The 26,032-nt window shown below is 66.8% G+C and carries 18 protein-coding genes; 5 read left to right on the plus strand and 13 right to left on the minus strand.

Features of this window, described 5'->3' with window-relative positions; translation table 11 throughout:
• Positions 1-40: 40 nt before the first annotated feature.
• On the minus strand, positions 41-526 hold the full coding sequence (locus IFT63_RS14680) for an Lrp/AsnC family transcriptional regulator (protein WP_042612106.1): 486 nt from the start codon (positions 524-526) through the stop codon (positions 41-43).
• A 124-nt stretch (positions 527-650) separates the two neighbouring features.
• Between IFT63_RS14680 and phhA the strand changes: the two genes are divergently transcribed.
• On the plus strand, positions 651-1,544 hold the full coding sequence (gene phhA, locus IFT63_RS14685) for a phenylalanine 4-monooxygenase (RefSeq protein WP_192084884.1): 894 nt from the start codon (positions 651-653) through the stop codon (positions 1,542-1,544).
• Between the two features lie 135 nt (positions 1,545-1,679).
• Here phhA and IFT63_RS14690 read toward each other — a convergent pair whose 3' ends face one another.
• From IFT63_RS14690 to IFT63_RS14730, 9 genes are all read right to left on the minus strand, one after another.
• Positions 1,680-2,783, minus strand: coding sequence for a GDSL-type esterase/lipase family protein (locus tag IFT63_RS14690; protein WP_192084886.1), 1,104 nt, complete (start codon positions 2,781-2,783; stop codon positions 1,680-1,682).
• 166 nt (positions 2,784-2,949) lie between these two features.
• The gene (gene kduD, locus IFT63_RS14695; protein WP_042612108.1) at positions 2,950-3,705 is read right to left on the minus strand and encodes a 2-dehydro-3-deoxy-D-gluconate 5-dehydrogenase KduD; all 756 of its coding nucleotides are present in this window, start codon (positions 3,703-3,705) and stop codon (positions 2,950-2,952) included.
• Positions 3,706-3,788: 83 nt separating this feature from the next.
• Positions 3,789-4,637, minus strand: coding sequence for a 5-dehydro-4-deoxy-D-glucuronate isomerase (kduI, locus tag IFT63_RS14700; RefSeq protein WP_042612109.1), 849 nt, complete (start codon positions 4,635-4,637; stop codon positions 3,789-3,791).
• A 135-nt stretch (positions 4,638-4,772) separates the two neighbouring features.
• Positions 4,773-5,834 carry a LacI family DNA-binding transcriptional regulator gene (locus IFT63_RS14705; RefSeq protein WP_042612110.1) on the minus strand — a complete coding sequence of 354 codons (1,062 nt, stop codon included), beginning with the start codon at positions 5,832-5,834 and terminating at the stop codon, positions 4,773-4,775.
• Positions 5,835-5,873: 39 nt separating this feature from the next.
• Positions 5,874-7,463: a family 43 glycosylhydrolase gene (locus IFT63_RS14710; RefSeq protein ID WP_192084887.1), complete on the minus strand. Its 1,590-nt coding sequence runs from the start codon at positions 7,461-7,463 to the stop codon at positions 5,874-5,876.
• Between the two features lie 142 nt (positions 7,464-7,605).
• Entirely contained in the window at positions 7,606-8,889 is a 1,284-nt protein-coding gene (locus tag IFT63_RS14715) for a TRAP transporter large permease (protein WP_192084888.1), read from the minus strand.
• A 2-nt stretch (positions 8,890-8,891) separates the two neighbouring features.
• Entirely contained in the window at positions 8,892-9,437 is a 546-nt protein-coding gene (locus tag IFT63_RS14720) for a TRAP transporter small permease (RefSeq protein ID WP_042612113.1), read from the minus strand.
• An 11-nt stretch (positions 9,438-9,448) separates the two neighbouring features.
• Positions 9,449-10,450, minus strand: a complete 1,002-nt coding sequence (locus tag IFT63_RS14725) for a TRAP transporter substrate-binding protein (RefSeq protein WP_192084890.1) — start codon at positions 10,448-10,450, stop codon at positions 9,449-9,451.
• Positions 10,451-10,487: 37 nt separating this feature from the next.
• The gene (locus tag IFT63_RS14730; RefSeq protein ID WP_192084961.1) at positions 10,488-11,306 is read right to left on the minus strand and encodes a 2-keto-4-pentenoate hydratase; all 819 of its coding nucleotides are present in this window, start codon (positions 11,304-11,306) and stop codon (positions 10,488-10,490) included.
• 178 nt (positions 11,307-11,484) lie between these two features.
• On the opposite strand from IFT63_RS14730, the gene IFT63_RS14735 reads away from it, so the two are divergent.
• The 4 genes from IFT63_RS14735 (at position 11,485) to IFT63_RS14750 (ending at position 15,750) form a co-directional block, all read left to right on the plus strand.
• A complete protein-coding gene (locus IFT63_RS14735; protein ID WP_192084892.1) occupies positions 11,485-12,489 on the plus strand; it encodes an alpha/beta hydrolase in 1,005 nt (334 codons plus the stop codon).
• Positions 12,486-14,111: a carboxylesterase family protein gene (locus IFT63_RS14740; RefSeq protein WP_192084894.1), complete on the plus strand. Its 1,626-nt coding sequence runs from the start codon at positions 12,486-12,488 to the stop codon at positions 14,109-14,111. Before IFT63_RS14735 ends, IFT63_RS14740 begins: the two co-directional genes overlap by 4 nt.
• 22 nt (positions 14,112-14,133) lie before the next feature.
• The gene (locus IFT63_RS14745; RefSeq protein ID WP_249404484.1) at positions 14,134-15,036 is read left to right on the plus strand and encodes a rhamnogalacturonan acetylesterase; all 903 of its coding nucleotides are present in this window, start codon (positions 14,134-14,136) and stop codon (positions 15,034-15,036) included.
• Between the two features lie 129 nt (positions 15,037-15,165).
• Positions 15,166-15,750: a cysteine dioxygenase family protein gene (locus IFT63_RS14750; protein WP_042612116.1), complete on the plus strand. Its 585-nt coding sequence runs from the start codon at positions 15,166-15,168 to the stop codon at positions 15,748-15,750.
• Positions 15,751-15,787: 37 nt separating this feature from the next.
• On the opposite strand, the gene IFT63_RS14755 is transcribed toward IFT63_RS14750, so the two are convergent.
• From IFT63_RS14755 to IFT63_RS14765, 3 genes are all read right to left on the minus strand, one after another.
• Positions 15,788-19,603, minus strand: a complete 3,816-nt coding sequence (locus IFT63_RS14755; protein WP_192084896.1) for a LamG-like jellyroll fold domain-containing protein — start codon at positions 19,601-19,603, stop codon at positions 15,788-15,790.
• Positions 19,604-19,659: 56 nt separating this feature from the next.
• Positions 19,660-22,845, minus strand: a complete 3,186-nt coding sequence (locus IFT63_RS14760) for a TonB-dependent receptor (RefSeq protein WP_042612118.1) — start codon at positions 22,843-22,845, stop codon at positions 19,660-19,662.
• Positions 22,846-23,079: 234 nt separating this feature from the next.
• Complete coding sequence (locus IFT63_RS14765) at positions 23,080-25,821, minus strand: TonB-dependent receptor (RefSeq protein WP_192084898.1); 2,742 nt, start codon at positions 25,819-25,821, stop codon at positions 23,080-23,082.
• Positions 25,822-26,032 lie beyond the last annotated feature (211 nt).

A 26,032-nucleotide genomic window follows, 5' to 3' on the forward strand; every position in this document is an offset into this window, starting at 1 on the left:
CGACGATGCTCGGCTACCGCATCGCTGCCGTCAAACCGGTTCACCCACCCAGCTGCGACAACGGCAGTGCGCGGAAGGGTTTCACGGTGCGCAGCACGAAGCTGGAGTTGACATCGGCCACGCCGGAGGCATTGAGCAGCTTGTCCAACAGGAAGCTGGAGAAATGCTCCAGGTCGCGCACGTAGATCTGCAGCAGGTAGTCCATGTCGCCGGTCAGCGCGTGGCAGGCGACCACTTCGTCCCATTCCACCACGCTGTCGGCGAAACGCGCGATGGCGGCCTGGTCATGCTTTTCCAGCTGCACGCGCACGAAGGCCTGCAGCCCCAGGCCGATGTGCTTCGGCTCCAGCCGCGCCCCATAGCCGGCGATCACGCCCTCGCCTTCCAGCCGCTGCAGGCGGCGCAGGCAGGCCGAAGGGGACAGGTTCACCCGCGTCGCCAGTTCGGCGTTGGTGGCGCGGCCATCACGCTGGATCTCGGCCAGAAGGCGTAGATCCGTGCGGTCGAACTGGACTTCACCTGCCATTGCTGCCTCGCAACACGGGATGGACGCAACGATATTGCGCCAGGACGCGATCAACGCGCAACTTTGCAACCCTGTTGCGCGATCCCTGCCCTAGCATCGACGGACACCCGCAAGGAGCCATCCCATGGACCAGACCACTCCCCGCCGCGTCGAGCACCAGCAGACCGACAAGGGCTATGTGCCGGTCTATACCACCGCCGTGGTGGAACAGCCGTGGGACAGCTACAGCACCGACGACCACGCAACGTGGAGCACGCTGTTCAAGCGCCAGCGCGACCTGCTCAACGGTCGCGCCTGCCAGGAGTTCCTGGATGCGCAGGACGCCATGGGCATGAGCGCGGACATGATCCCGCGCTTCGACCAGCTCAACGAGGCCCTGGCGGCGGCCACCGGCTGGACCCTGGTCGGGGTGGAAGGGCTGCTGCCGGAGCTGGACTTCTTCGATCACCTGGCCAATCGGCGTTTCCCGGTGACCTGGTGGATCCGCCGCCCTGACCAGATCGACTACATCGCCGAGCCGGACATGTTCCATGACCTGTTCGGGCACGTGCCGCTACTGATGAACCCGGTGTTCGCCGACTACATGGAAGCCTACGGGCGCGGCGGCGTGAAGGCCCATGCGCTGGGCCCGGACGCGCTGCAGAACCTGACGCGCCTGTACTGGTACACGGTCGAATTCGGCCTGATCAATACCGCCGACGGGCTGCGCATCTACGGCGCAGGCATCGTGTCGTCGAAGGGCGAATCACTTTACTCGCTGGAGTCGCCGGCACCGAACCGGATCGGCTTCGACCTGGAACGCATCATGCGCACGCGTTACCGCATCGATACCTTCCAGAAGACCTACTTCGTCATCGACAGCTTCGAGCAGCTGATGCAGGCCACCGCGCCGGACTTCACCACGATCTACGCCGGCCTGGCGGACCAGCCGCAGTTGCCGGCCGGCCAGGTGCAGGCGGACGACCGCGTGTTCCAGCGCGGTACCGGGGATGGCTGGGCGAGCGGCGGCGACGTCTGAGGCGTGGCGTAGTGGCTTGGTGGGTGGCGACCGTTGGTCGCCACATTCTCCGATCATGCGCGGTGCTTGAAAGCCAGGAGCCGCCGCTGCGCTCGCCGACCATGGGTCGGCGCTACCGGTCATCGGTCGGTGACGTCAGCGCGGGTAGGCCAGCAGCACCACCAGGTCTTCTTCGCCACGCTGCTGCAGGGCGTGGCGACTGCCGGTGCGGGTCAGCAGCGCATGCCCGGGGCGAACATCAAACTGCTTTCCATCCAGCACGTACGAGCCTTTGCCGCTGACGATGTAGTAGATCTCGTCCTTGTGCTGCGGATGCAGGCCGATGCCGGCACCTTTGTGCAGCACGCGTTTGCGCAGCACGAACGGCAGGCCCTCGGCGTCGGCGAAGAACGGATACGCCGTGGTCGGACCCGCGCCGCCATGCGGACCGGCCTGGGGCCGCGCGAGGTCGTCTTCGTGCACGACCTGCGACGGGCGCTGCGGGTCGCTGCCCTGCCCTGCACCGCCGCCCACATCGCAGTCGATGTCGCGCACCAGCGCCGGCTTCACTGCCGGCTGCAGTTCCACCCAGTCACGCAGCACCAGGCAGGCCACCGCGTTCGCGCCTGCCGCGCTGAAATGGGTGCCATCAGCCTTCTGCTGTTCCGGCACGAACAGGAAATACGGCTTGGCGCCCTGCTCACCCAGCGCCCGGATCCAGCGCGTGGAACGGTCGTTGAGGTCGATCAGCGCGATGTCCTCGCCCGCGGCCAGCTGTTTCATCGCCAGCGTGTACACGCCATGCGTATCCAGCAGTGAACCGAAGTCGTACAACAGGCGTGCCACCGGAGTGATCAGTACCGGCGTGGCGCCCTTGTCGCGTGCCAGCTGCACGTAGCGCATCAGGAACGCGGCGTAGTCGCCGGCAGGATCGGTATAGCGCGAGGGGTCTTCGAACTTCGCATCGTTGTGGCCGAACTGGATCAGCAGCACATCGCCCTTGCGCAGCTCGCCGGCGATGGCGTCCAGCCGTCCTTCGGCGATGAAACTGCGCGTGCTGCGGCCGCCCTTGGCATGGTTGCGCACCTCGATGCGCGCTGGATCCAGGTAGCTCTGCAGCATCTGCCCCCAGCCCGCCTGCGGCGCCCGCTCCGGCCCGTACTCGGCCGCGGTCGAATCGCCGGCAATGAACACCCGCACCGGCGCAGCGTGTGCGGTGGCAGCGACGAGGAACAGAAGCAGAAAGAGCATCAAACGCACGATGTGCACCTCGGCAATGCCGGCCCCGGTTTGCATCTGGAGGAAAGCCCCCTGAGTCAGGGGGCGACCGCGAAGCGGTGGGGGTCTGGAAGCAGGGTGACGCGGGGCCCGCGGTTTGCAGCGCAAACCGTGGGAGCGCCAGCGCGAATGCGATGGTGTTACCGGGTTACCGCGCCAGCCAGCCACCATCGACCGGCAGCACCGCGCCGTTGACGTAGTCCGACGCCGACGAGGCCAGGAACACGGCAGCACCGGCCAGGTCTTCCGGGTTGCCCCAGCGTGCGGCGGGGATGCGCTCCAGGATCGACTTGTTGCGGTCTGCATCGGCGCGCAGGGCGGCCGTGTTGTCGGTCGCCATGTAGCCGGGGGCGATCGCATTGACGTTGATGCCCTTGCCGGCCCATTCGTTGGCCAGCAGGCGGGTGATGCCGGCAATGCCGCTCTTGCTGGCGGTATAGGACGGCACGCGCACGCCACCCTGGAAGGACAGCATCGAGGCGATGTTGATGATCTTGCCGTGGCCCTGGGCGATGAAATGGCGACCGGCCGCCTGCGAGATGAAGAACGCGGACTTGATGTTGACGTTCATCACGTCGTCCCAGTCCTGCTCGGTGAAGTCGACCGCGTCGGCGCGACGGATCAGCCCGGCGTTGTTGACCAGGATATCCAGCCCACCGAGGCCTTCGATGGTTTCGCGCACCACGCGCTCGACCGGCTCGATGCTGATCAGGTTCGCTTCGATGGCCAGGCAGCGGCGGCCCAGCGCGGTGATCTTCGCCACGGTGTCGGTCGGCGGTGCGATGCCGGCCACGGCTACGTCGGCGCCTGCGGCAGCCAATGCCACGGCGATACCCTGCCCCAGGCCGGTGTTGCCACCGGTGACCAGCGCGACCTTGCCTTCCAGACTGAACGGATTAGCCATTGATGCATTCCTTGTGGATACGTGCGCTCGCCGCACGATGGACGGACCGCCGCCGGCGCGGATGCCGGCGGCGGAACTGAGGCTTACTTGAGCTGGCAGATGTCCAGCACGTGCATGTCGGTGTAATCCAGGTTCTCGCCGCCCATCGCCCAGATGAAGGCGTAGTTGCTGGTGCCGGCGCCCATGTGGATCGACCACGGCGGCGATACCACCGCTTCGTTGTTCTGGATGACGATGTGGCGCTGCGCTTCCGGCTCGCCCATGAAGTGGTACACGCGGTCGTTCTGGCCCAGGTCGAAGTAGAAATACACTTCGCTGCGGCGGTCATGCAGGTGCGGCGGCATGGTGTTCCAGACGCTGCCCGGCTTCAGCACGGTCAGGCCCAGCAGCAGCTGCGAGGACTGGCAGGTGGCCGGCACGATGTACTGGTAGATGGTGCGCTCGTTGCTGGTTTCCAGCGCGCCGCGGTCCAGTGCCACCGCGTCCTTGATCGACAGCGCCTTGGTCTCGAAGCGCGCGTGCGCCGGGGTCGAGGCCAGGTAGAACTGCGCCGGGTTGGCGGCATCGTCCGAAGCGAACACTACGTCTTCGCTGCCCATGGCCACGTACAGACCGTCCTTCGGGCCCAGCTTGAAGGTCGTGCCATCGACGGTGATGGTGCCGCTGCCGCTGCCGACGTTGATCACGCCCAGCTCGCGACGCTCCAGGAACGCGTGGCCGGCGGCCGAAGCCGGTTCGGTCTGCTTGGGCAGCGAAACCGGGCCGTTGACCGGCGCCGCACCGCCGAGCACGAAGCGCTCGTAGTGGGTGTACTTCAGGGTCACCGCATCGGCGTTGAACAGCCCATCGAGCAGGTACAGGTCGCGCAGGTCGTCATTGCTGGCGCCCTTGATGGCATCGGGATGGGTGGCGTAATGGGTCTTGCAGTACATGGCTTCTCCAGAGCAGGGGACGGGCCGATGACTCGGCGCCGGCGCGGTGTGGCGGCCATTCTAGCGGCCTTGGACACCGGTGTCATTTTGCACCGCAAGGTGCCTTTTCTTCCTTGCGGGGCGGGGGTTTACGGTTTATTCGTCCTGCGGCGGCTGGCAGGAATCGCGCACGATCAGGTGCGGGCGCACGCTGGCGATCTGCATCGCCGGCTGGCCATCGGGCTGGATCAGCATTGCCGCAGCGGTACGTCCGGTATCGCGCGTGTGCCGCCGCACCGAGGTCAGCGACGGCCACAGGCGCGAGGCCAGCGGGCTGTCGTCGTAGCCGATGATCGACAGTTCGCGCGGGATGTTGATGCCGGCGCGCAGCGCGACCTTGTAGATGCCGGCGGCCATTTCATCGTTGCCGGTGAAGATGGCGGTCGGGCGCTTCTTGCCCAGCAGCAGCTTTTCCGCTGCGGCCACGCCGGATTCGAAGGTGTAACCGGCTTCGACGATGCGGTCCTTGGGCAGCTCGATGCCGCGCTTGGCCAGCGCCTCGATGAAGCCGGAGGTGCGTTCGTGGGCCGAGCGGTAGGCACTGGGGCCGGTCACCAGCGCGATATCGCGGTGGCCGAGCGACAGCAGGTAATCGGCCGCCTCGGCGGCGCCGTCGCGGTCATGGGTGACCACCATCTGCGAAGTTTCATCCAGCGGCAGCGAGGCGATGCGGGTGAAGCGGCAGCCGATCTCTTCCAGGGCATCGGCCAGCGCCTGGTCTTCGGACGCACGCGGCACCAGGATCACCCCGTGCAGCTTCTGCTGCTGCACGAAGCGGCAGACGCCCTCGATGTAGCCGGGGCTGCGGCTGTCGCAGGGATGCACCACCAGTTCGAAGCTGGAACCGCGCAGCGCATCCAGTGCGCCGTACTGCATGTCCACGATGTACTGCGCGGTCGGGTTGTCGTACACCATCCCTATCAGGAACGAGCGCCGGAAGGCCAGCCCACGCGCCAACGGGTCGGGCGTGTAGCCGACCTCGCGCATCAGCGTTTCCACCTTCTCGCGCGTGTCCTTGCGCACCAGCGGGGAGTTGTTGATGATCCTTGAAACCGTTTTCTTCGAGACCCCCGACAGCCGCGCGATGTCGTTGATCGTTGCCGCCTTGCCTTTCATTCCTGCCGGCTTGGCGGCATCGTTGCTGTTGCGCACTGACATGTCTTCGACTCGAGGGGCCGGGGGATTCTAGCCGCGCGCTCAGTCGAGCGCGCGGTAGCGGAAGTTGCGGAAGGTGACCGCGCCGTCGCCGGCCGCGTACAGCGCCGGCTTCAGGGCCAGGAACTTGCCCGCCACATTGTGATGGTAACCGGACACTTCCATCTGAACCGGGTACTTCTGCCAGGTGCGGCCGTCGGTGCTGGAGTGGAGGGTGACGATGTGGCGGTTGTTGGTGACCCGCAGCCACAGCTTGCCGCCGGTGCTGCTGGGCGTCAGGCGGGTAGGGCGCTCTTCACCATAGCGGTGCATGATGAACTTCTCGCCGTTGCTGCCAACGCCCACGTACAGGCGGTCACTGTAGTACAGCAGGGCGCCGCCGACTGCGCCGGGGGCGACATCCATCTCGACCTCGAACTGGTAGGCCTTGTCGCCGGCGATGGCGGTGAGCGGCGAGCTGTCGCGCGGGGTTTCGCCCTTGCCCTGCAGCACCAGGCCGTTGCCGCTGAAGCCCAGCCGCTTGTATTCATCCTGTGCGGGGTTGAAGAACGACCACTGCGGGCCGAGCTTGCTGCCGGTGAAGGGGTCCGACAGGGCCATGCCATGCTGTCCCACCGACTCTCCCGAGGGCTTGCGCAGCGGCTGGCCAAGGTCGCCGCCCTTGGCGACATACCAGCCGTCGGCGGTCCACTCGATCGGTTCCAGCAGGGCCTGGCGGCCCAGCGTCCAATAGCCGTTCTCATAGCCGTGGTAGATCATCCACCAGCGGTCGTCGGTGCCTTCCACCACCGTGGCATGCCCGCGCGACCACCACGGCTCGGCGGCCGACTGCGTGCGCATGATCGGATTGTTCGGGTCGTTCACCCACGGCCCATGGATCGAGCGCGAACGGGCGACGATCACCATGTGGCCGGTCGGCGGGCCGGCGGTACCGCCCACCGCGGTGGTCATGTAGTACCAGCCATCGCGGAAGTTGATCTTCGGGCCTTCCTGCGCGTACGCCTCCACGTCCCAGCTTTCCGGGTATTTCCAGCCGTCGTAGACGTGCTTGGGGGTGCCGACCACGCTCAGGCCGTCGTCGGCCAACTGCACGTAGTCGCCGCCGCTCAGGAACAGGTAACGCTTGCCGTCCTCACCGACCGCATGGCCCGGATCGATGTACTTCTCCAGGCCGATGTCGATCGGCTCGCTCCACGGCCCCTTGATGTCATCGGCCCAGACCACGAAGTTGCTCCGCGTCTCGCCGGTGCGCGCGGGGAAATAGATGTAGTAGCGGTCTTCGTGCTTGATGATGTCCGGTGCCCAGATAGCACCGACATTCTTGGTGATCGCATGGCCCAGCGGCTGCCAGTTGACCAGATCGCGCGAGTGCCACAGCGGCAGGCCCGGATACGCATCGAAGGAGGACAGGGTGAGGTAGTAATCATCCCCATCCTTCAGCACCGACGGATCCGGGCGATCACCGGCGAACACCGGGTTGAGGAACGTGCCATTGCCCAGATCGGCCTGTCGCTGGTTCTCGATGCCGCGTTTCCAGTTCGTCGCGGCCACCGGCTCTGCGGCGGTCACGGCCGATGTAGCCAACAGCAGGCCACCGGCCAGCATGATCTTCAGGGTGTGCTTGAACTGCATCGTTTTCCCTCCCAGGAAACATATGTAGGTGACGACCCGCGGCCGCGGTGGGTGACGACCCGCGGCTGCGGTGGGTGACGACCGTTGGTCGTCACGCTTCCTTCGATGCGTGGCGACCGTGGGTCACCACGCCCCCCGCCCATCAGGCCCGCAGCAGATGCGGCAGCCACAGCGACAGCCCAGGGAAGAACGCCACGACCAGCAGCACGCCCAGCGCGGCGAACCAGAACGGCCAGATGCTGCGCATGCTTTCGCCGACGCTGATCTTGCCGATGGCGGTACCGATGAACAGCACCGAGCCCACCGGTGGCGTCACCAGGCCGAGGCCACCGGTCAGTACCAGCACCAGGCCGAAGTGGATCGGATCGATGCCGTAGGCCTTGGCCACCGGCAGGAAGATCGGCGTGCAGATCAGGATCATCGGTGCCAGGTCCATGAAGGTACCCAGCAGCAGCAGCATGATCACGATCATCAACAGCACCATGAACTGGCTGTGCGCGAAGGACTGCAGGAAGTCCACCGCAGCCACCGGCACCTGCAGGAACGCCAGCAGCCAGCCGAACACGGCGGCGGTGGCGATCACGAACAGGATCACGCCGGTGCTGCGCGCGGCATGGATGACCGTGCCGAAGAACTCGCGCCACGGCAGCTGGCGGTACAGCACGGTGGTGACCAGCAACGCGTACACCACGGCGATGGCCGCGCTTTCCACTGCGGTGAAGATGCCGGCACGGATGCCGACGAAGATCAACGCCACCAGGCCCAGGCCGGGCAGGGCGGAGAAGATGCGCAGGGCCACCGCGCGCCAGCCGGGGAACACTTCCACGCCATAGCCACGACGACGCGCCACCACGTAGCCGGTGACCATCAGTGCCAGCGTCATCAGCAGTGCCGGCACGATGCCTGCAGCGAACAGATCGGCGATGGACAGGCCACCACCGGCCGCGGCCGAGAACAGGATCAGGTTGTGCGACGGCGGCACCAGCAGTGCCACCAGCGCGGCGGTGATGCTGACATTGACGGCGAAGTCGCGGTCGTAACCGCGCTTGACCATCTGCGGGATCATCGTGCCACCCACCGCAGACACATCGGCGATGGCCGAACCGGACACACCGCCGAAGAACAGCGAAGACAGGATCGAAACCTGGCCCAGGCCGCCGCGCATGCGCCCGACCAGCGAGGACGCCAGCGCGATCAGGCGTTCGGAGATGCCGCCACGCATCATGATCTCGCCGGCGAAGATGAACAGCGGGATCGCGATCAGCGACGCCGAGCCGGTCCCCGCGGAGATCTGCTGCACCAGTACGATGCTGGGGATGTCCAGGTAGAGCAGGGTGGCCAGCGCGGCCGCAGCCAGCGCATAGGCGACTGGCACGCCGATCACCAGCAGGCCGGCGAACACCAGGAAAAGCAGGGTAATGCCCATGTTCAACGATCTCCTTCAGCGTCTTCGACGGCTACCACCGCGAGCGGGAAATGGACCCGCCAGGCACGGTTGAGCGCGAACAGCACCATCAACGCCCCGCCCACCGACAGCGGCAGGTAGTTGATGCTCTGCGGCAGATTGGCACCGGCCGCCTTGATGTCCAGGCCGTCGCGCAGCAGCACCATCGCGAACACCGCCAGGTACGCGCCCAGCACGCCGATCACCAGCTGCACGAAGGTGTCCACCGTGCGGCGCAGCCGCGGGCCCATGTAGGCGGCCAGCAGGAAGAAGCCGAAGTGGCGGTTGGTGTGCACGCCGCAGGCCGCACCCAGGCTCATCGCGGTGCTCAGCAGCAGCAGGGTCACCGGCTCGGTCCAGCTGGGTGAATCATTGAGCACGTAGCGGGCGAAGACCTGCCAGCCCTGCACCACCACCAGCCCCAACAGGGCGGCCACGGCGATGTAGATGGCGAAGTCGGCGATGCGGTCCAGCAGGCGCTGTCCTGCGCCGGGGGCGATCGGGGCGGTTCCCGTCGTCATGTCGGTCATGGCGGAGTTCCTCAGGCGAGATCGCGGATGCGGCTGACCATGGCGGCCAGCTCGGGCTGCTTCAGGTATTCCTGCAGCAGCGGATCAGCGGCCTTGCGGAAGGCCGCCAGGTCCACCTCGTTGGTCTTGACGCCGAAGTCGATGACCGCCTTGCGCGCGGCATCTTCGGAGGCATCCCACTGTTCACGCATCACCTTCACCGAGGCACGCGCGGTCTCCAGCAGCAGCTGGCGATCGTCCGGCCGCAGCTGGTCGAAGCTAGCGCGCGACATCAGCAGCACGTCCGGTGCGTACGAATGGTCGCTCTGCGACCAGTAGTGCGCGGCCTCGAAATGCCGGCTGGAATGGAAGCTGCGCATGTTGTTTTCCGCACCGTCGATCATGTGCGTCTCCATGCCGGAGAAGGTATCGCCCAGCGACATCGGCGTCGGGTTGGCGCCGAACAGGCGCATCAGCTGGATGAAGATGTCCGAGGAGGCCACGCGCAGCTTCAGGCCGCGCAGGTCCTGCGGCGACACGATCGGATGCTTGGTGTTGTAGAAGCAGCGCGCGCCGGAATCGTAGATCGCCAGGCCAACCAGGTCGCGGTTTTCGAAGCCGCGCAGCACCGCCTCGGCCACGCCGCCGTCCAGCGCGGCGCGCATGTGCGCCACCGAATCGAACACGTACGGCAGGCAAAGCGCCTGGGTCAGCGGAAAGGCGTTGTTGAGCGCGCCGGAGTAGACCCGGGTGATGTCGATGGCGCCGAAGCGGGCCATGTCGATCGCTTCGGATTCACGGCCCAGCTGCCCCGAGTGGTACTGGCGCAGGCGCAGGCGCCCGCCGGTCTCGCGTTCCAGCGTCTGGCCGATCCATTTCACCGCGGTCACGGTGGGATAGTCCGCCACATGCACATCGGTGGCGGTCAGCAGGTGGCCGCCGGCCACGCTGTCGCCGGCCTTGCTGCAGCCGGCCAGTACCGGCGCGGCAAGCGCGCCGAGGCTGGTGGCAAGGAAATTTCTACGTGTGATCATCTGCGCCCTCCCGCGCGTGTTCACCAGGCGGCTGCGGTCATCCCGCAGCGACGGCCCGGCAGGCAATGTCTCCGAAACCTGCAAACCGCACCACGGCCGTCTGGCCTACGCGGATGTCGTGGATACCGGTCGCATTGCCGGTGGCGATCAGTTCGCCGCGCTTGAGCGGACGGCCGCGCTTGGCCGAGCGGGACAGCGCGAAGGCAATCGCGGTGCGCAGGCCGCCGGGCAGGCGGGTTGCACCGCCGGTGCCGACCACCTCGCCTTCGATCAGCGTTTCCGCGCGCAGTTCGCTGTCATCGCGGGTGGTCCAGTCGGTGATTTCCGGTCCCAGCAGCAGGCCGTTGTTGTTGCCGAAGTCGGACACCACCACCAGCGGGCCGAGGATGTTGATCGTGGCCAGCGGGCTGCTGGCAACCTCCACACCGATGTACAGGCGGGCCGGCAGCGCTTCGGCCTGCTCCGGCGTCCACTCCAGCTGGTCGGCCGGGGCGTCTTCCAGCAGCTCGATCACATACTCCGCTTCGACGGCCGCGAAACCGCCTTCGTACACGGCGATGTCCAGCGTTGTTCCACCGGTAGCATTCTGCAGCCGATTGTTGAAGATCGGGCCCAGCAGACGATCATCGCCAGACGCATCACGGCGCTCTTCAGCGATGTAGCCGACTTTCCAGCCCACTACGTCGTGGTCCCACTGGCTGATCGCCAGGTCCTGCACGTGGTAGGCGCTGACCAGATCGGCCGGGATCTGGCCGGGGAAATCGGCCAGTGATGCGCCCGCGCGGCGCGCGCCGGTGAAGGCGCTGGCGATGGCGGCAGGGTCGGCGGAGGCCGCCGGTGCGGTTGGCAGGTCCATGTTGCCGGGTTCGTTGCTCAAGGAGGCTCTCCCTTTGGCGTTGTTGCGCTGCGCATCGACAGCGTTCGGATGACGTGTATATGGTAAACCGGTGTCATCTGGCAATGTGCAGTGCGTCAGAAGGCACGACGAGGGTGGCCAACGGCCACCTGTCATCCTTCCGGGAGCCTTGTGCCGCATGAGATCGACGCTTTTTTCGCTGCTCTGTTCGTTGTCCTTGGCCGCTTCACCGGCGATTGCCGCCGCTGCGGCGCAGCGCGCACCGCCGACGCCCGTTGCAGGCGCCGAAGAGGCCGCCGGCGAGCACATCGCATTGTGGCCAGCGGGACAGGTTCCCGGCGAAAGCGGCCCCGCGCGCGGACTTCACGTGGTGGAGCGCAGTGCGGACCAGGACCGGCCCGATCGTTACGTCGACCAGATCGATGCGCCGTGGTTGGTGGTGCATGCCCCGCCGCAGTCCAATGGCAAGGCGCTGCTGGTGATACCAGGCGGCGGCTACCAGCGCGTGGTGATCGACAAGGAAGGCACCGGGCTGGTCCCGCAGTGGGTCGACCGCGCCGGCTATACCCTGTTCGTGCTGCGCTATCGCCTGCCCGAGCCCGGTCGCGACCGCGAGGCGGCGCTCGCCGACGCGCAGCGCGCGATGCGCGTGGTTCGTGCCGCAGCAGCGAGCCGCGGGCTGGATGCCGAGGACATCGCGGTGATGGGCTTTTCGGCCGGCGGGCATGTCGCTGCGCGCCTGGCCACCGGCTTCGACACCCCCGCTTATCCGCCAGCCGATGCGGCCGACCGGCTCAGCGCGCGGCCCTCCCGCGCGGTGCTGGTGTACCCGGTGATCGACATGGGACCGCACGCGCACAGTGGCTCACGCCAGCGGCTGCTCGGCCAACCGGCGGATGCGGCCCTGGTACGCCGCTACTCGATGCAGGAGCAGGTGCGCGCAGACATGCCCCCCACCCTGCTGCTGCACGCCAGCGATGACCGCGTGGTCAGCGTCGACAACAGCCTGCTGATGGCGCGTGCGCTGGCAGCGGCGGGCGTGGAACACGAACTCCATGTGTTCGCCCACGGTGGCCACGGCTTCGGCATGCGCGCCCCCGCGGATTCGACCACGGCCCTGTGGCCGGACATCGCCCAGCGCTGGCTGCGCGCCCAGACCCAGACCCCGGAGGGTCACCCATGAACGATGATCACGCCGACCTGCAACGCCGGCGCTTCCTGCGCGACAGTGCACGCTGGGCGTCCGCTGCCGCCGCCACCTCCCTGCTGCCGACCGCACTGGCCCAACCTGGCCTGCACGCCGACCAGCAGGTACTGGCGCGGGTGCGCGGGGGGCGCGTGCGCGGCCAGCGCGAACACGGCATGTGTGTGTTCCGCGGGCTTCGCTACGGCGCCGACACCGCCGCCTACCGCTTCCAGCCACCGCGCCGGGAGATGCCGTGGCGCGGTATCGCCGATGCACTGGAGTACGGAGCCGCCGCGCCACAGGGTGGTAGCGAAGGCCCGGGCAGCGAGGACTGCCTGTTCCTCAATGTCTGGACGCCGGCGCTCGGCGACGGCGGCAAGCGGCCGATCCTGTTCTACATCCACGGCGGCGGCTTCAACAACGGCTCCGGCAGTGACCCGCTGTACGACGGTGGCGCGCTGTGCCGGCGCGGCGACGTGGTGGTGGTGACGGTCAACCATCGCCTCAATCTGTTCGGCTATCTGTACCTGGGCGCACTCGGTGACCCGCGCATGGCCGCGTCCGGCAACGTCGGCCAGCTCGACCTGGTACAGGCCCTGCACTGGGTGCGCGAGCATGCTGCGGTCTTCGGCGGCGATGCGGGCAACATCACCGTGTTCGGCCAGTCAGGAGGCGGCGCGAAGATCGCCACGCTGATGGCGATGCCCGCGGCGAAGGGGTTGTTCCAGCGGGCTTGGACGATGAGCGGCCAGCAGGTCACCGCCGCCGGCCCGCGCGCCGCCGCGCAGCGTACCGCCATCGCCATGGAAGCGGCCGCCGCGAAGGACGTCCAGGCGCTGCTGCGTCTGTCCCCGGCCGCGCTGCTGGCCGCCGGCAAGGCGCGCGATCCGTCGCGGATCGAGACCAGCGGGCTGTACGTGGGGCCGGTGCTGGATGATGCGGTACTACCGGTGCATCCGTTCTTCCCCGAAGCGCCGGCGCAGTCCGCGCACATCCCGATGGTGATCGGCAACACGCGCGATGAGACCCGCGCGTTCCTCGGCAACGATCCGGCCAACCACGAACTCACCTGGGATACCCTGCCGGCGAAGCTGGAACGCGAGCAGTACGTCGACCTGCGCCCACAGCGGGTGATCGACGCGTACCGCCGGATGTATCCGGATTACACGCCGTCGCAGGTGTTCTTCGCCGCTACCACCGCCGGACGTTCATGGCGCGGGGCGGTGGAAGAGCTGGAAGCGCGCGCGCGCCAGGGCGTCGGTGCGGCGCCCACCTGGGCCTACCAACTGGACTGGGGTTCGCCGCTGGACGGCGGCAGGCTCGGCGCTTTCCACACGCTGGACATCCCGCTGGTGTTCGACAACACCGCCCAGCCCGGTGCACGCAGTGGCGATGGCGCGCAGGCACGCGCACTGGCGGCCACCATGAGCAGCGCACTGCTGCAGTTCGCCCGCCAGGGCGACCCCAACCACGCCGGCCTGGCGCACTGGGAACCGTACGGCCTGCCGCGCCGGCAGACGCTGCTGTTCGATGTGCGCAGCACGCTGGCTGACGACCCGCGTGGCGGTGAGCGTGAGCTGTATCGGCAGGCACCGTTCCTGCAGCGCGGCACGTTCTGAGTCCTGTTCAAAGGAGCTGTTGATGATCCCTGTTCTCTTCAGGCATCCCGCCGAGCATGGCTCGGCGCTACCTGTCCCCGTCATGCTGCGCTTGCTGCTTCTCTTCTGCTGCCTCACACCGCCGGCCTTGGCCGAAGTGCCCGCCGACCGGCCGGCGCCAACGCCGATCCGCGCCAGCAAGGTCATCCTGGTCGGTGACTCCACCACGGCGGTGCAGGGGGGCTGGGGACCGCGCTTCTGTGCGGACCACCTGGTGTCCTTCGCCGCCTGCACGAATCTGGCGCGCGGCGGACGCAGCACCTACAACTACCGCGCCGAAGGCTCATGGGCGCTGGTGGAAGCGGAGATGCGCACGGCCGGCTATGCCACTACCTGGGTGCTGATCCAGTTCGGCCACAACGACCAGCCCGGCAAGCCGGGGCGTTCCACCGACCTGCGGCATGAGTTCCCCGACAACCTGCGCCGGTACGTCGCCGAGGTACGCGCGGCCGGCGCGGTGCCGGTGCTGGTCACGCCGTTGACCCGGCGCCAGTTTGCCGATGGCACGCTGATGGACGATCTGGGCCCCTGGGCAGACGCCGTGCGCACGGTGGCCGCCGAACTGGATGTGCCGCTGGTCGACCTGCATGCGCGCAGCCGCCAACTGGTGCAGGCGATGGGCCCGGTGCTGGCGATGCAGCTGGCGCAGGCGCCCGCGTCGCAGCAGCAGGTCGCGGCCGCACTGACCGGCACCACCGTCGATGCCGCTCCTGGCAGCGCGGCCGGCCACGCGGCGCAGCACGCGCTGCTGGAACCGATGGGGCAGGCCAAGCGGGCCTTCGACTACACCCACCTGGGCGACAAGGGCGCGGATGTGTTCGCCACGATCATGACCGAAGAGCTTGCACGCAGCGTCCCCGCCCTGCGCCCGCTCCTGCTGCCTTGACGCATCCAGCTCCTCTCCCCCAGGTTGCCCACCCCTGCGCTGCGCCGGCCACGTACGGAAACAGGCGCTCTCGGCTGCTGTTAACACCCTGCGAACGTTCCGCATACATCACTCGCCTAGACTGCAGGCATGGATCTGCACCTCACCCCACCGGCCTTCCGCGGGAAAGACCGACTGATCACGGCGCTGGATGCCGCGGTCGGGCAGGGCGATGCCGGAGCGATCACCCGCGCGCTGCAGCACACGCTGCGGCAGGCGATCCATGATCCGGATATCGAACTGCCTTCCTGCGTCTACCAGCCGCTGGAGGGTCGCTACGCACGTCGGGAACTGCACCGCAGCCCCACGCTGGGCTACAGCGTGATTGCGATGTGCTGGGGCCCGGGGCAGGGCACGCCGCTGCATGACCACGATGCGATGTGGTGCGTGGAAGGAGTCTGGCATGGCGATCTGCGGGTTACCCCTTATGCGCTGCTGGAACAGCATGGCCCGCGCTGGCGGTTTGCTGCGCAGCCGGTGCTGTACGGCGAAACAGGCAGCGCCGGCAGCCTGATTCCGCCGCACGAATACCACACCCTGCGAAACGCCAGCAGCGAGAACATCGCGGTGTCGCTGCACGTCTACCAGGGGCCGATGGAACGCAGCACCGTGTTCGATCCGCTCGGCGATGGCTGGTACCAGCCGCGCGTGCAGGAACTGGACAGCCACGGCTGAACGGCGCAGCGATGACGGCCAGCGGCCGTCACGCCGCTCACGGCAGCGCCACGGTGTTGTTCAGACGGGTGACTTCTTCGCCGTCGTCTGCCAATCCCACCCGCACGCGCAGTCCGCTGCGCTCACCGGCCGGCAGCGGCAGGCTGACGGTGGTGGTCTTCGGCTGCAGGTCCAGCGGCGCGTCCATGGCCGGGACCTCGATCCGGGCGATCTCGCGGCCGCGTGCATCCTCCAGCACCGCCACGCCCACGCCGGTGGCCACATGGCCCAGGCTGTGCACGGTGACATGCACCTGGCGGCCATCCACCCGCACGTCGCCACGGCCTACGCCCAGGTCGGCACGCTGCTCCACCGGGGTACCGGCGCGCACCCGTTCGAACTCGAACACTTCGGTGCGACCCGGCTGGAACTGCAGCGCGGTGCTGGCGCTGCTCTCAAGCACGAACTCGCGCTCGCGCGGCGTGCCATCAATGCGTCCGTCTCCATCGGCATCCACGCCGCTGCGCACCCGCCAGGTGCCGCTGGCCACGTTCCAGCCGGTCATGTCGGCATGGATCACCCGCTTGGCCAGGTTATGGCTGGTCACGGTGAAGCGCTCGCGTGACGGCGCATGCACCAGCAGTGCCACCTGTTCGGCTGCTTCATCGCGGTCGAAGCGCCAGCTCACCGTATGCCCCGGCCAGCTCTGGTTGCGCTTCAGCGCGATGCCGCCCAGCCGCGCGCGTTGCAGGAACTCGCTCGGCGCTTCCACCCGGTCCGACCACCAGTGGCCTTCGGTGTTCATGTACTCGCGCTGCGCCTTGGCCTGGATGCCATCGGCGTGCAGGGCCTCGATGTACGCGGTATCGCCACTGGCCTGCCAGGCCATCAGGCTGGCGAAACCGGTCTTGCCATCCTTCGCGTCGGCGGTCAGCTTCGGGTACCAGTCCTGCTGCCGGCCCAGCACCTCCACGTAGTTCTCGCCCAGGTTGGACAGCGCGCCAGGACCGCCACGTTCCACCCGGTAGTCCAGCGCCTTCAGGTACTTGTCATCACCGTTCCAGCGCCATGCGGCCCAGAAGGTGTGCATGATGTCGCCGCTGCCGGAGCCGTTGTTGAGCTCGCCGCCGCGGGTCTGCCCGGTGGCCCAGTTGATCTCGTTCGGCAGTGCCCAACGCCCCTTGTCATCGGTATAGGCGTGCGCCAGGTAGCCATCGGCCAGGCCGGTGACCAGCCGCCGGCTGTTCGGATCGGCATTGAACTGGCCGAGCAGGAAGGCCGGATGCAGCACCGGGAACGAATACGGCTTCTGCCACTGCCAGTTCGGTTCGCGGTAGACCTTGTTGCCGCCGAACCAGTTGCTGGAGAACAGCAGGTGGCCCTGCGGGTTGGGCAGGATGATCTTCTCCTGGAACGCCTTGACCGTTTCCATCAGGCGCTCCACGGTCAGCGGATCGCCCCAGTTGAGGTACAACATGGCGCTGTTGGTGTTGATGCCTTCTTCGTAGGCATGCAGTTCATCGGTCTCGATCGTGCTCAGGCCGTTGCTGAACATGCCATTGCGGTACACCGCGTCGGACAGCGCGGTCAGCGAGGCATTCAGGCGGTCCGGCTGCACGCCCATCAGGGCCAGCCCGGGCCACTGCTGGGTGAGGTCGGAGTCATCGGAAATACCGCCGCCGAAATCGCCATAGGCGACCTGCCGGTGGTCGATCCACCAGTCGATGAAGCGGCGCACATGGGCAAGGTCCTGGACCTGGTTGAAGGCCCACGCCGGCACGCCCTTGGGCACGGCCGGCGCGGTGAACGGCGGTTTGCCCTGGCTGTTGTAGCTGATGTAGTTCCAGTACAGGCGGCCCAGCTCGTGGTCCGGGTCCACCCGCAGCAGGTCGCTGAGGTCGGCGTACACGCGCGCATACAGGCGCTGGCGCTTGGACGTGGTGTGCTCTTCGACCAGGAAGCCCCAGTTGTCGCGTACCTGGTTGAAGCGGTCGGCGACATGTTCGGCAATGGCCTGCTGGCGGGGCTTGAACACCATGCGGATTTCGGCGCCGTCGAGCGCGCCCGCATCGAAGCCCGGCGCGGCCGAAGCGATGCTCAGCCACAGGCTGTCGGCGGTGAGGATGCGGTCGCGCAGGTCCAGCCACAGCGTGCGCTTCTTGCCCGGCTGCACCGATACCGACACATCGATCATGTCGCGTGCCGGCCAGATCGGATCCTTGATGCGGATGTTGAGCGGGATCAGCCCGTCGTGCGTGGCCGGCAGGTCCAGCGCGGGCAGGTCGATGGCCACGCCGTCCAGGCCGTCGTGCATGTTTTCCCAACTGTGCGCCCAGCTGCGGATCAGCGGCTGGTTGGCCGGTGCATCGCCCACCCCGGAAGGAATCAGCACGTGCACGATCGGTCGTGGCTGCGCGGGCAGGCTGTCGGCGCCGCGACGGCGTGAACCGGCGCCCTTGGGCAGGGCCATCACCACGCTGCGTTCGGCCGCCGGGTAGCGCCCCTGGATGTAATGGCGAAGGCTGTCCAGGTTGGTGTAGTCCGGCAGCGCCTGACTGTCCACCCGATACGTCTGCTTGACGCTGCCTTCGGGCTCGGCGCCGGCGTCCACGTGGTACGCCCAGATCTCCTGGATCGGCGTTTCCTGTTCCACGTTGGAAAAGCGCAGCACGCCGCCCTGCTGGGCAGGAATGTCGTCCACGCTGCGCACCACGCCGCGCGGGCGCTGCATCAGCACCGTGCCGGCATTGGCGGCATCGCTGCCATGGGCGAGCGAACCGAACGCCGCGCCCCGCACTTCGATGCGGTTCACCGTTTCACCCGCCGGCAGGGTCAGGTCCAGGTGCTGGCCGCCCTCCACGTAGGTATTCCAGTCCGGCAGCTGGAAATAATCGTTGCGGCCGGGCAGGCGCGAGCGGTTGTAGACGCCCGGCCAGGTGGTTTCGGCGATGCCGTCGGTGGCCTTCCACATCCACTGCTTGAGGTCCTTGGTATCGGCGAACTCCACCTTGCGGATGCGCGTTCGGTCGGCCGCCAGCGCCGGGGGTGCCGCGCCTTCCCAGCCGAAGCGCTGCCGCCATGCGCGCTCGTCTGTCGTGCCGGCAACCGCGCTGGCCGCTGCCTTGCCCTGTGCCAGCGCGGCCACGGCAGGACCGTCCAGCAGCTGGTCGTAGACGCGGATGTGCTGGAAATCACTGCCCCGCAGGAAGTTGTAACGGCTCTGCACCTGGTAGGGCGCCATCACCCGTCCGGCCAGCCCCAGCTGGTCCAGCGCGGCATCGTAATCGGCGGTGGCCTCGGCCCGCGCGACCTCCTTTCCGTCCACGAACAGGCGCACGCCATGGTCTTCGTCCCAGCCGAACGCCAGGTGCAGCCACTGGTCGGCACGCGGTGCCTGCGGCATCTTGAACGACACGCGGGTGCGCGCCAGGTTGGCATCGGTGACGAACGCATCGAAGCCATGCCCGTTCCAGTCGATGCGCAGCCACGCCATGTCCCAGCTGCTGTGGTCGGCGTAGCCCACGCGGAAGATCACGAACGGCGCTTCGCCCACGGCGTAGCGCGGCCGCCAGTCGAAGGCCAGCGTGCCGCGCTGGGCCAGGATGTTGCCCGGTGCATCCCAGGACAGCACGCCGTCGTCCTGCCATTGGATCGCCTTGCCGCGTGCACCATCCTGGACCACCGCCACCTTGTCGCGGAAGTTCGGTATCGCTTCACCCCGCGCCACTTCCGCCTGCAGGCCGTGGTTGGCGTCGACATGGAACAGCAGCGTTGGCGGGTCGGCAGCGAGCACCGGCGCAGCGAACAGTGCGGTGGCCAGCGCCAGCAGGTGGCGACGGGGCAGGCGGGCGACGGCAGCGGAGCGGTGCGGCATGGAACCTTCCTTTCAACAGCGGGCGACGACAGGGCGGTGCAAGGGCGGTGCGGCGATCAGAACTTGTAGCGCAGGCCGAGGTAGTACTGGCGGCCGGTCTGGGTGTAACGGTCGGGCAGGGACAGCGCCGAATCCACGTAGCGCTCGTCGGCGGTGTCCAGCAGGTTGATCGCCTCGAAACTGACGGTCAGCTGCTTGTTGAACTTCCACGACATGTTGAAATCCACGTTCTCCACGCTGTACTTGCCGGTGACATCGGCGGTGGCGAGCAGGTTGCCATCCAGGTCCCAGACGTTTTCCTGCGCCAGGATCTGGTTGATGTACGCATCGCGGTAGCTGGTGGAAACACGGGCGCTGAAACGGCCGTCGTCGTAGTACAGCGTGGCGTTGTACGAGTTCGGCGACAGGTTCAGCAGGTCGTTTTCGGTGTACGTGGTGACGATGGTGTTGCCACTGCCGGAACTGAACAGGTACTGGATCTTCGAATCCACATGGGTGTAGTTGAGCTGGACGCCGAAGTTCTTCCAGAAGCCGGGCAGGAAGCTGAAGGGCTGCTGGTAGGTCAGCTCGTAGCCCTTCAACGGGCCGCCGGGGGTATTGAAGTAGCTCTGCACGTTGAACAGCGTGCTGGGGCTGAAGCCGGCCGGCAGCAGGTCCAGCGAATACCCCATGTCGCCCCACGTGGTCAGCAGGCGGGTGCGCTGCACGTAGGTCTCGATGTCCTTGTAGAACACCGCCGCCGACAGCAGCGCGCCTTCCTTGAAATACCACTCCGCGCTCAGGTCGTAGTTGGTGGAGCGGAACGGATCCAGCTTCGGGTTGCCCAGGTTGATGGAGTAGTAACGGTCTTCATCCAGGAAAGCGGACGGGCCGCCGCTGACGCTGGGCGACAGGTTGGACAGGGTGGGGCGGGCCATGGTCTTGGCCGCACCGAAGCGCAGCACCACGCTGTCGGTCACGTCCCAGGCCACGTTCAACGAGGGCAGCCAGTCGTCGTACTGGTGGCCCACGCGGGTGCCGACCAGCAGCCGCTCGCCGGCATCGGCGGTGGCGCTGGCCACGCCCAGGAACGGCTGGCACGCAGAAGACAGGTCGCCGGCGCTGGCGGCCTGGCAGGGCGCGTAGCCGTCGGCGGTGATCTGCGTCTGTACGTAGCGCAGGCCGATGTTGCCGCGGAACGGCCGGTCCCAGAGTTCGGTATTGAAATCCAGCTGAAGGTAGCTGGCGTAGCTCTTCTCGTTGACGTCGAAGTTGTTGTTCGACGAACCGAAGTGGCCCACGCCGGCCAGCCGGTAGTCACCGCCCAGGCTGCCGGTATCGCAGTTGCAATAGATGTCCAGCAGCTCGGCGACGCGCTTGAAATCGGGGATCAGCCAGCTCGACGGGGTGGCGGTGTCCAGGCCCTTGCCGAAGCCGTCCAGGGTGCTGCTCAGATCGCCGATGCCGGTGCCGCCGGGCAGCGCCTGCGCCAGCCGGCCGTAGCTGATGTTGCGGTACTCCTGCGTGCTCATGTCGTAGTCCTTGTAGGCAAGGCCACCACGCAGGGAGAAGGTCGGCGATATGTTGAACGTCAGGTCGATCTTGGCGGTGTCGAACTGGTTGTCGACATAGTTCGGATTCAAGCGCACTTCACTGATGTTGCTGCCGCGTGCGGTGCCGTTGGCGTTCACCGGTGCGGTGCCGTAGCCCAGCCACTGCCAGGCGTTGGGGTCGTTCAGTGCGAACGGGAAGCTCATCGATGGCAGGCTGGCGTTGTTGCGTGCATCGAACACGAAGCCGTCCAGGTTGCTGTTGTCGAAGCTGACCATCGAAAACACCGGGCGCTCGAAGCTGGACGCGGAATGGCCGACCAGCGCGTCCAAGCGCACCGCATCGTTGAAGCGGTGCTCGAATTCCAGGCTGACCTGCTTGAACTCGGTGCTCTCTTCGATCGACGTGGATTCGGTACGGAAGTCGACGTTGTCGAACACGCCGTAGACCAGCCGGTTGCGGTCATCCACCTGCGCGTCGCGGACCGCGATCTGGGTCTTGCCACCGTACTGCGCGGTGCGGTGCAGGTTGGCGCCGAGCGAGTCCTCGCGCTGGTCCTTGTCCAGCTTCGAATACATCATGTCCAGGTTGAGCAGGCTGTCGTCGCTGAACTTGAACTGCAGCGCACCGGTCACGCCCAGCCGCTCGATGTCGTGCTCGGTGCGGATATAGCGCGGGTAGCGCGGGATCCACGCATTGGTCGCGGTTTCGTAGGCGGCGATGTTCTCCGCCGTGGCGGCAGGACGGTCCAGCCCGGTGCCGCAATGGGTGGCATCGATTCCGTAGCTGCCCCAGCCGTTGCTGCGCGCCTGGTTGGCCGCGCTGCCGACGCCGGCGGCGGTTTCATTGGCCAGCGGGTTGCGCGGCGTCTGCGGGTCATAGCCCACCGGGCTGCAGAAGCCGTAGGTACCGTTGTTGTTGGCCGTGGCCTGGTTCGAGTTGCGGTGGTTGCCGTGCTCCCAGCGCACCGGGTTGTAGCCTTCCTCGAAGATCGTGCGTCGGCTGTAGGCCACCGACATCAGTGCGCCGAAGCGGCCATCGGCCCAGGTGTTGCTGAGCAGCGCCGACACGCGCGGATCCTTGCTGCGTGACAGTTCATTGAAGCCGTACTGGCCATTGAGCGAGGCCTGGAAGCCCTCGAAATCGAACGGGCGCGAGGCACGCAGGTCGACCGTGGCGCCGAGCGAGCCTTCGTCGGTCTGCGCCGACTGGGTCTTGCTGACCTTGACCCGGCTGAACAGTTCGGAGGCGAACGTATTGAAGTCGAAGCCGCGGCTGCGGTTGACCCCGGTGGTGCCGCTGCCGGCAGTGGACAGGGCTTCCAGCCCGTTGATGCGCACGCGGGTGAAGTCCGAGCCCAGGCCGCGCACCGAGATCTGCTGTCCCTCGCCGCCTTCGCGGTCGATGGAGACGCCGGCGATGCGCTGCATCGACTCGGCTAGGTTGAGGTCGGGGAATTTGCCGATGTCTTCGGCGTAGATGGCATCGACCTGTTCGACGCTATAGCGCTTTTCATCCAAGGACTGCTGCAGGCTCTCACGGTAGGTTGCCTTGACCTCCACCTTGTCCAGGTCGACGGCGGCAGGGCCGCTGGCGGCTGCTTCCGGGGTCTGCTGCGCGCTGGCCGTGCTGGCCAGCGCCAGGCCGATCGACAGCGCCAGCAGGCTGAGCGGCGCAGGGCCGGCACGGTGGCGTGGGTATGACAGATCCATGTTGTATGCCCCTCCCAGGGTGTCCTCGAAACGTGCGTGTTCACTGCAGGCGATGAACCGGCCTCCACCGGTCCATTGCCTCGGCGCAACGTCTTGCTGACACCGCAGGTCACCGGAACGTAGCAAAGCCGACCACGGCGCAGCATCTTGCGCCGCAGCAGGAGCGCCACGGTGGCGGGTACGTTGGGCGTTGCACCGGACGGCGGCGTGGCTGGCACGCCGCCGGGTGGGTCATCAGAACTTGTAACGGACGCCGAGCAGGAACTGGCGGCCGGTTTCGGTGTACTGCAGCGGCAGCTGGCCGGTGAGCGGCGAACGAACCCACTCGTCGGACGCTTCGTTGGTCAGGTTGACGCCTTCCAGGGTCAGCTCCAGCTGGTCGCTCATCTTGTAGCGCAGCGAGGCGTCGATCATCGTGGTGCCGGTCATGCCGTGCACGCCGTCCAGGTTGAAGCCGGTTTCCTGGCCCGGTGCCTGGGTCAGGTAGTCGTCGCGGTTGGTCGCCGAGACGCGGCCGGACCAGACCTCTCCTTCGTAGAACAGCGTGGCATTCCACGAGGTGGGCGACAGGCCGGTCAGGTCGTTCTTCATCACCGCCTGGCCCTGGCCGTTGAGGTACTGGATCTTCGATTCCACCCAGGTGTAGTTCAGCTGCACGCCCAGGTTGGACCACTTGCCCGGCAGGAAGGTGAACGGCTGGGTGTAGTTCGCTTCCACGCCATGCAGTTCGCCGCCGGGGGTGTTGAGCGGAATGCTGAAGGTGAACTCATCGTTGACCGTGGCACCGGTGCCGTCCAGCAGGCTGGCCGGCAGGCCGCTGGTGGAATACGGGCGCACGTCGCGGGTGGTCTGCACGAAGGACTCGATGTCCTTGTAGAACAGGCCCAGGCCGAGCATCGCACCTTCGTTGAAGTACCACTCGAAACCAAGGTCGACGTTGGTGGCGCGGATCGGATCCAGGTTCGGGTTGCCGCCGGCCACCGTGCGTGCGCCGCCGGCCACCGCCACGGTCACGCCGGGGGTCAGGTTGCCCAGGCCCGGACGGGTCATCACCTTGGCCGCGCCGAGGCGGATCAGGAAGTCTGGCGCCACTTCGGCGACCAGGTTGAACGAGGGCAGGGTGTCATCGTACTTGCGGTTGCTGGTGGTCAGCACCGGCACGCCGCCGACGGTGGCGTAGCCGTTGGATTCCTGCTTGGTCTCCACGTAGCGCACGCCGAAGTTACCCGACAGCGGGATCGAACCCAGATCGGTGGAGAACTCGCCCATCAGCCACACGCCGCGGTCCTTCTCTTCCACGCTGCGGCTGTTGTTCAGTCGCGGTGCGACGGCAAAGGTGCCGGTGTTGCTGTAGATGTCGAACAGGTCGGCCACGGCGTCCAGGTTCGGTACCACCCAGTTGGACGGACTGCCGGCGATGCCCTTCAGGCCTTCCTGCTGGGTGTATGCCGGCGGCACGATCAGCCCGCTACCCGGGAAGGTGGGCACGGCCAATTCGCTGGCGCGGCGCAGTTCCACGGTGTTGAAGCTGTAATCCTTGGCCAGCACGCCACCCTTCAGGCGGAAGCCCGGGCTGATGTTCCAGTTGAAATCCAGCTGCGCGGTGTCGAAATCATTGTCCACCGACTGCGGACGCAGGCGGATTTCAGCCAGGGTCCAGCCGTTCGGATTGGTCGGATCGACGCCGTAGTTGAGGATCGGCATGTTCTTGTTGCCACGGTAATCGTAGCTGTACCCATCAACATCGAACTTGTCCATGATGATGGTGGTCTGCACCGGGTTCTCGTGCGACGAGCGCGAGGTACCCAGCTTGCCGGTGATCGAGAACGCATCGCTGAAGCGGTGGTCCAGGTTCAGGCTGACCTGCTTGAAATCGGTGCTCCACTCGTCGTGGCGGTTCTCGCTGCGGATGTCCACGTTGTCGAACGCGCCGTAGACCAGCGCGTTGTTGCGGATTTCACCATCGCGCACGATGGTCTGCGGCTTGCCGGCGCCGGAGCGGCTGAAGGAAATCGCTTCGATGTAGTGCTCGTCGCGGTCGGCGTCGATCTTGGAGTACAGCGCATCCAGGGACACTTCGGTACGATCGGTCGGCTTCCACTGCAGCGAGCCGGTGACGCCCAGGCGTTCCTGCTTGTGCTCCATCTGCACGTAGCGCGGGAAGCGCGGGTGGAAGACGTCGGCACCCCGCGCAGCAGCGAACGGCGAGCTGGCAGCGAAGCCCCCATTGCTCGGGCCATTGGCCCAGCGGCCGGTGTTGGAACCCTCTTCCAGCGCCTGGCGCTCGGAGTAGGCCACCGACAGCAATGCACCGAAGGTGCCGTCGGCGAAGGTGTTGGAGATCAACGCCGCCATGCGCGGGTCGGCCTTCTGCGCCATGTCGTTGTAGCTGGCCTGACCGCTGGCGGCGAAGGTGAAGCCTTCATAGTCGAACGGCCGCGCGGTGCGCAGGTCGACGGTGGCGCCAAGCGAGCCCTCTTCGACATCGGCCGAAGCGGTCTTGCGCACGATCAGCTGCGAGAACAGGTCCGAGGCGAACACGTTGAAGTCGAATCCACGGCCACGGTTGGTGCCGCCGCTCTGGTCGCCGGCACCGACGGTGGCCAGCGCTTCCATGCCGTTGATGCGCACGCGGGTGAAGTCCGGACCCAGGCCACGCACCGAGATGCTGCGGCCTTCGCCGCCATCGCGGGTGATCACCACGCCGGGGATGCGCTGCAGCGATTCGGCCAGGTTGAGGTCCGGGAACTTACCGATGTCTTCGGCGACGATGGCATCGACCACGCCGGCTTCGCCGCGCTTGATGTCCAGCGCCTTCTCCACGCTGGCGCGGTAGCCGGTGACGGTCACGGTGTCCAGGTTGGTGGCAGGATCACTTCCGGCCTGCTGCGCGACGGCGGGGGCGGTGAGCGCCAGACCGATGGACACGGCCAGCAAGGTAACCGGTGTCTTTTTGCGGTTGCTACGAGAATTCATGGCCTTTCCCTCTCCCAAAGGTCTGGTTCACAACGCGGTGTCAGCAAGATGACACCGCTGGTCAGGGCGGACGTTAACAGCACCTTCAGGATCGGGCATCTTGCACCGCAACAGATTGGCGATGTCCCGCAGAGGCTTGCGGGACAATGACTTCGACAGCGGGTGCGGGTAGACGCGGCGGTCCCGAGGGCTAGAATGACACCGATAGCCA

This window comes from Stenotrophomonas sp. CFBP 13724 (assembly GCF_014841975.1).
Taxonomy (GTDB): Bacteria; Pseudomonadota; Gammaproteobacteria; order Xanthomonadales; family Xanthomonadaceae; genus Stenotrophomonas; species Stenotrophomonas lacuserhaii.

Coding starts and splice junctions, on each gene's coding strand:
- phhA (WP_192084884.1), top strand. CDS start 651: ATGGACCAGACCACTCCCCGCCGCGTCGAGCACCAGCAGACCGACAAG.
- IFT63_RS14720 (WP_042612113.1), bottom strand. CDS start 9,437: ATGACCGACATGACGACGGGAACCGCCCCGATCGCCCCCGGCGCAGGA.
- IFT63_RS14705 (WP_042612110.1), bottom strand. CDS start 5,834: ATGTCAGTGCGCAACAGCAACGATGCCGCCAAGCCGGCAGGAATGAAA.
- IFT63_RS14725 (WP_192084890.1), bottom strand. CDS start 10,450: ATGATCACACGTAGAAATTTCCTTGCCACCAGCCTCGGCGCGCTTGCC.
- kduD (WP_042612108.1), bottom strand. CDS start 3,705: ATGGCTAATCCGTTCAGTCTGGAAGGCAAGGTCGCGCTGGTCACCGGT.
- kduI (WP_042612109.1), bottom strand. CDS start 4,637: ATGTACTGCAAGACCCATTACGCCACCCATCCCGATGCCATCAAGGGC.
- IFT63_RS14765 (WP_192084898.1), bottom strand. CDS start 25,821: ATGAATTCTCGTAGCAACCGCAAAAAGACACCGGTTACCTTGCTGGCC.
- IFT63_RS14745 (WP_249404484.1), top strand. CDS start 14,134: ATGATCCCTGTTCTCTTCAGGCATCCCGCCGAGCATGGCTCGGCGCTA.
- IFT63_RS14730 (WP_192084961.1), bottom strand. CDS start 11,306: ATGGACCTGCCAACCGCACCGGCGGCCTCCGCCGACCCTGCCGCCATC.
- IFT63_RS14755 (WP_192084896.1), bottom strand. CDS start 19,603: ATGCCGCACCGCTCCGCTGCCGTCGCCCGCCTGCCCCGTCGCCACCTG.
- IFT63_RS14760 (WP_042612118.1), bottom strand. CDS start 22,845: ATGGATCTGTCATACCCACGCCACCGTGCCGGCCCTGCGCCGCTCAGC.
- IFT63_RS14715 (WP_192084888.1), bottom strand. CDS start 8,889: ATGGGCATTACCCTGCTTTTCCTGGTGTTCGCCGGCCTGCTGGTGATC.
- IFT63_RS14735 (WP_192084892.1), top strand. CDS start 11,485: ATGAGATCGACGCTTTTTTCGCTGCTCTGTTCGTTGTCCTTGGCCGCT.
- IFT63_RS14740 (WP_192084894.1), top strand. CDS start 12,486: ATGAACGATGATCACGCCGACCTGCAACGCCGGCGCTTCCTGCGCGAC.
- IFT63_RS14710 (WP_192084887.1), bottom strand. CDS start 7,463: ATGCAGTTCAAGCACACCCTGAAGATCATGCTGGCCGGTGGCCTGCTG.
- IFT63_RS14680 (WP_042612106.1), bottom strand. CDS start 526: ATGGCAGGTGAAGTCCAGTTCGACCGCACGGATCTACGCCTTCTGGCC.
- IFT63_RS14750 (WP_042612116.1), top strand. CDS start 15,166: ATGGATCTGCACCTCACCCCACCGGCCTTCCGCGGGAAAGACCGACTG.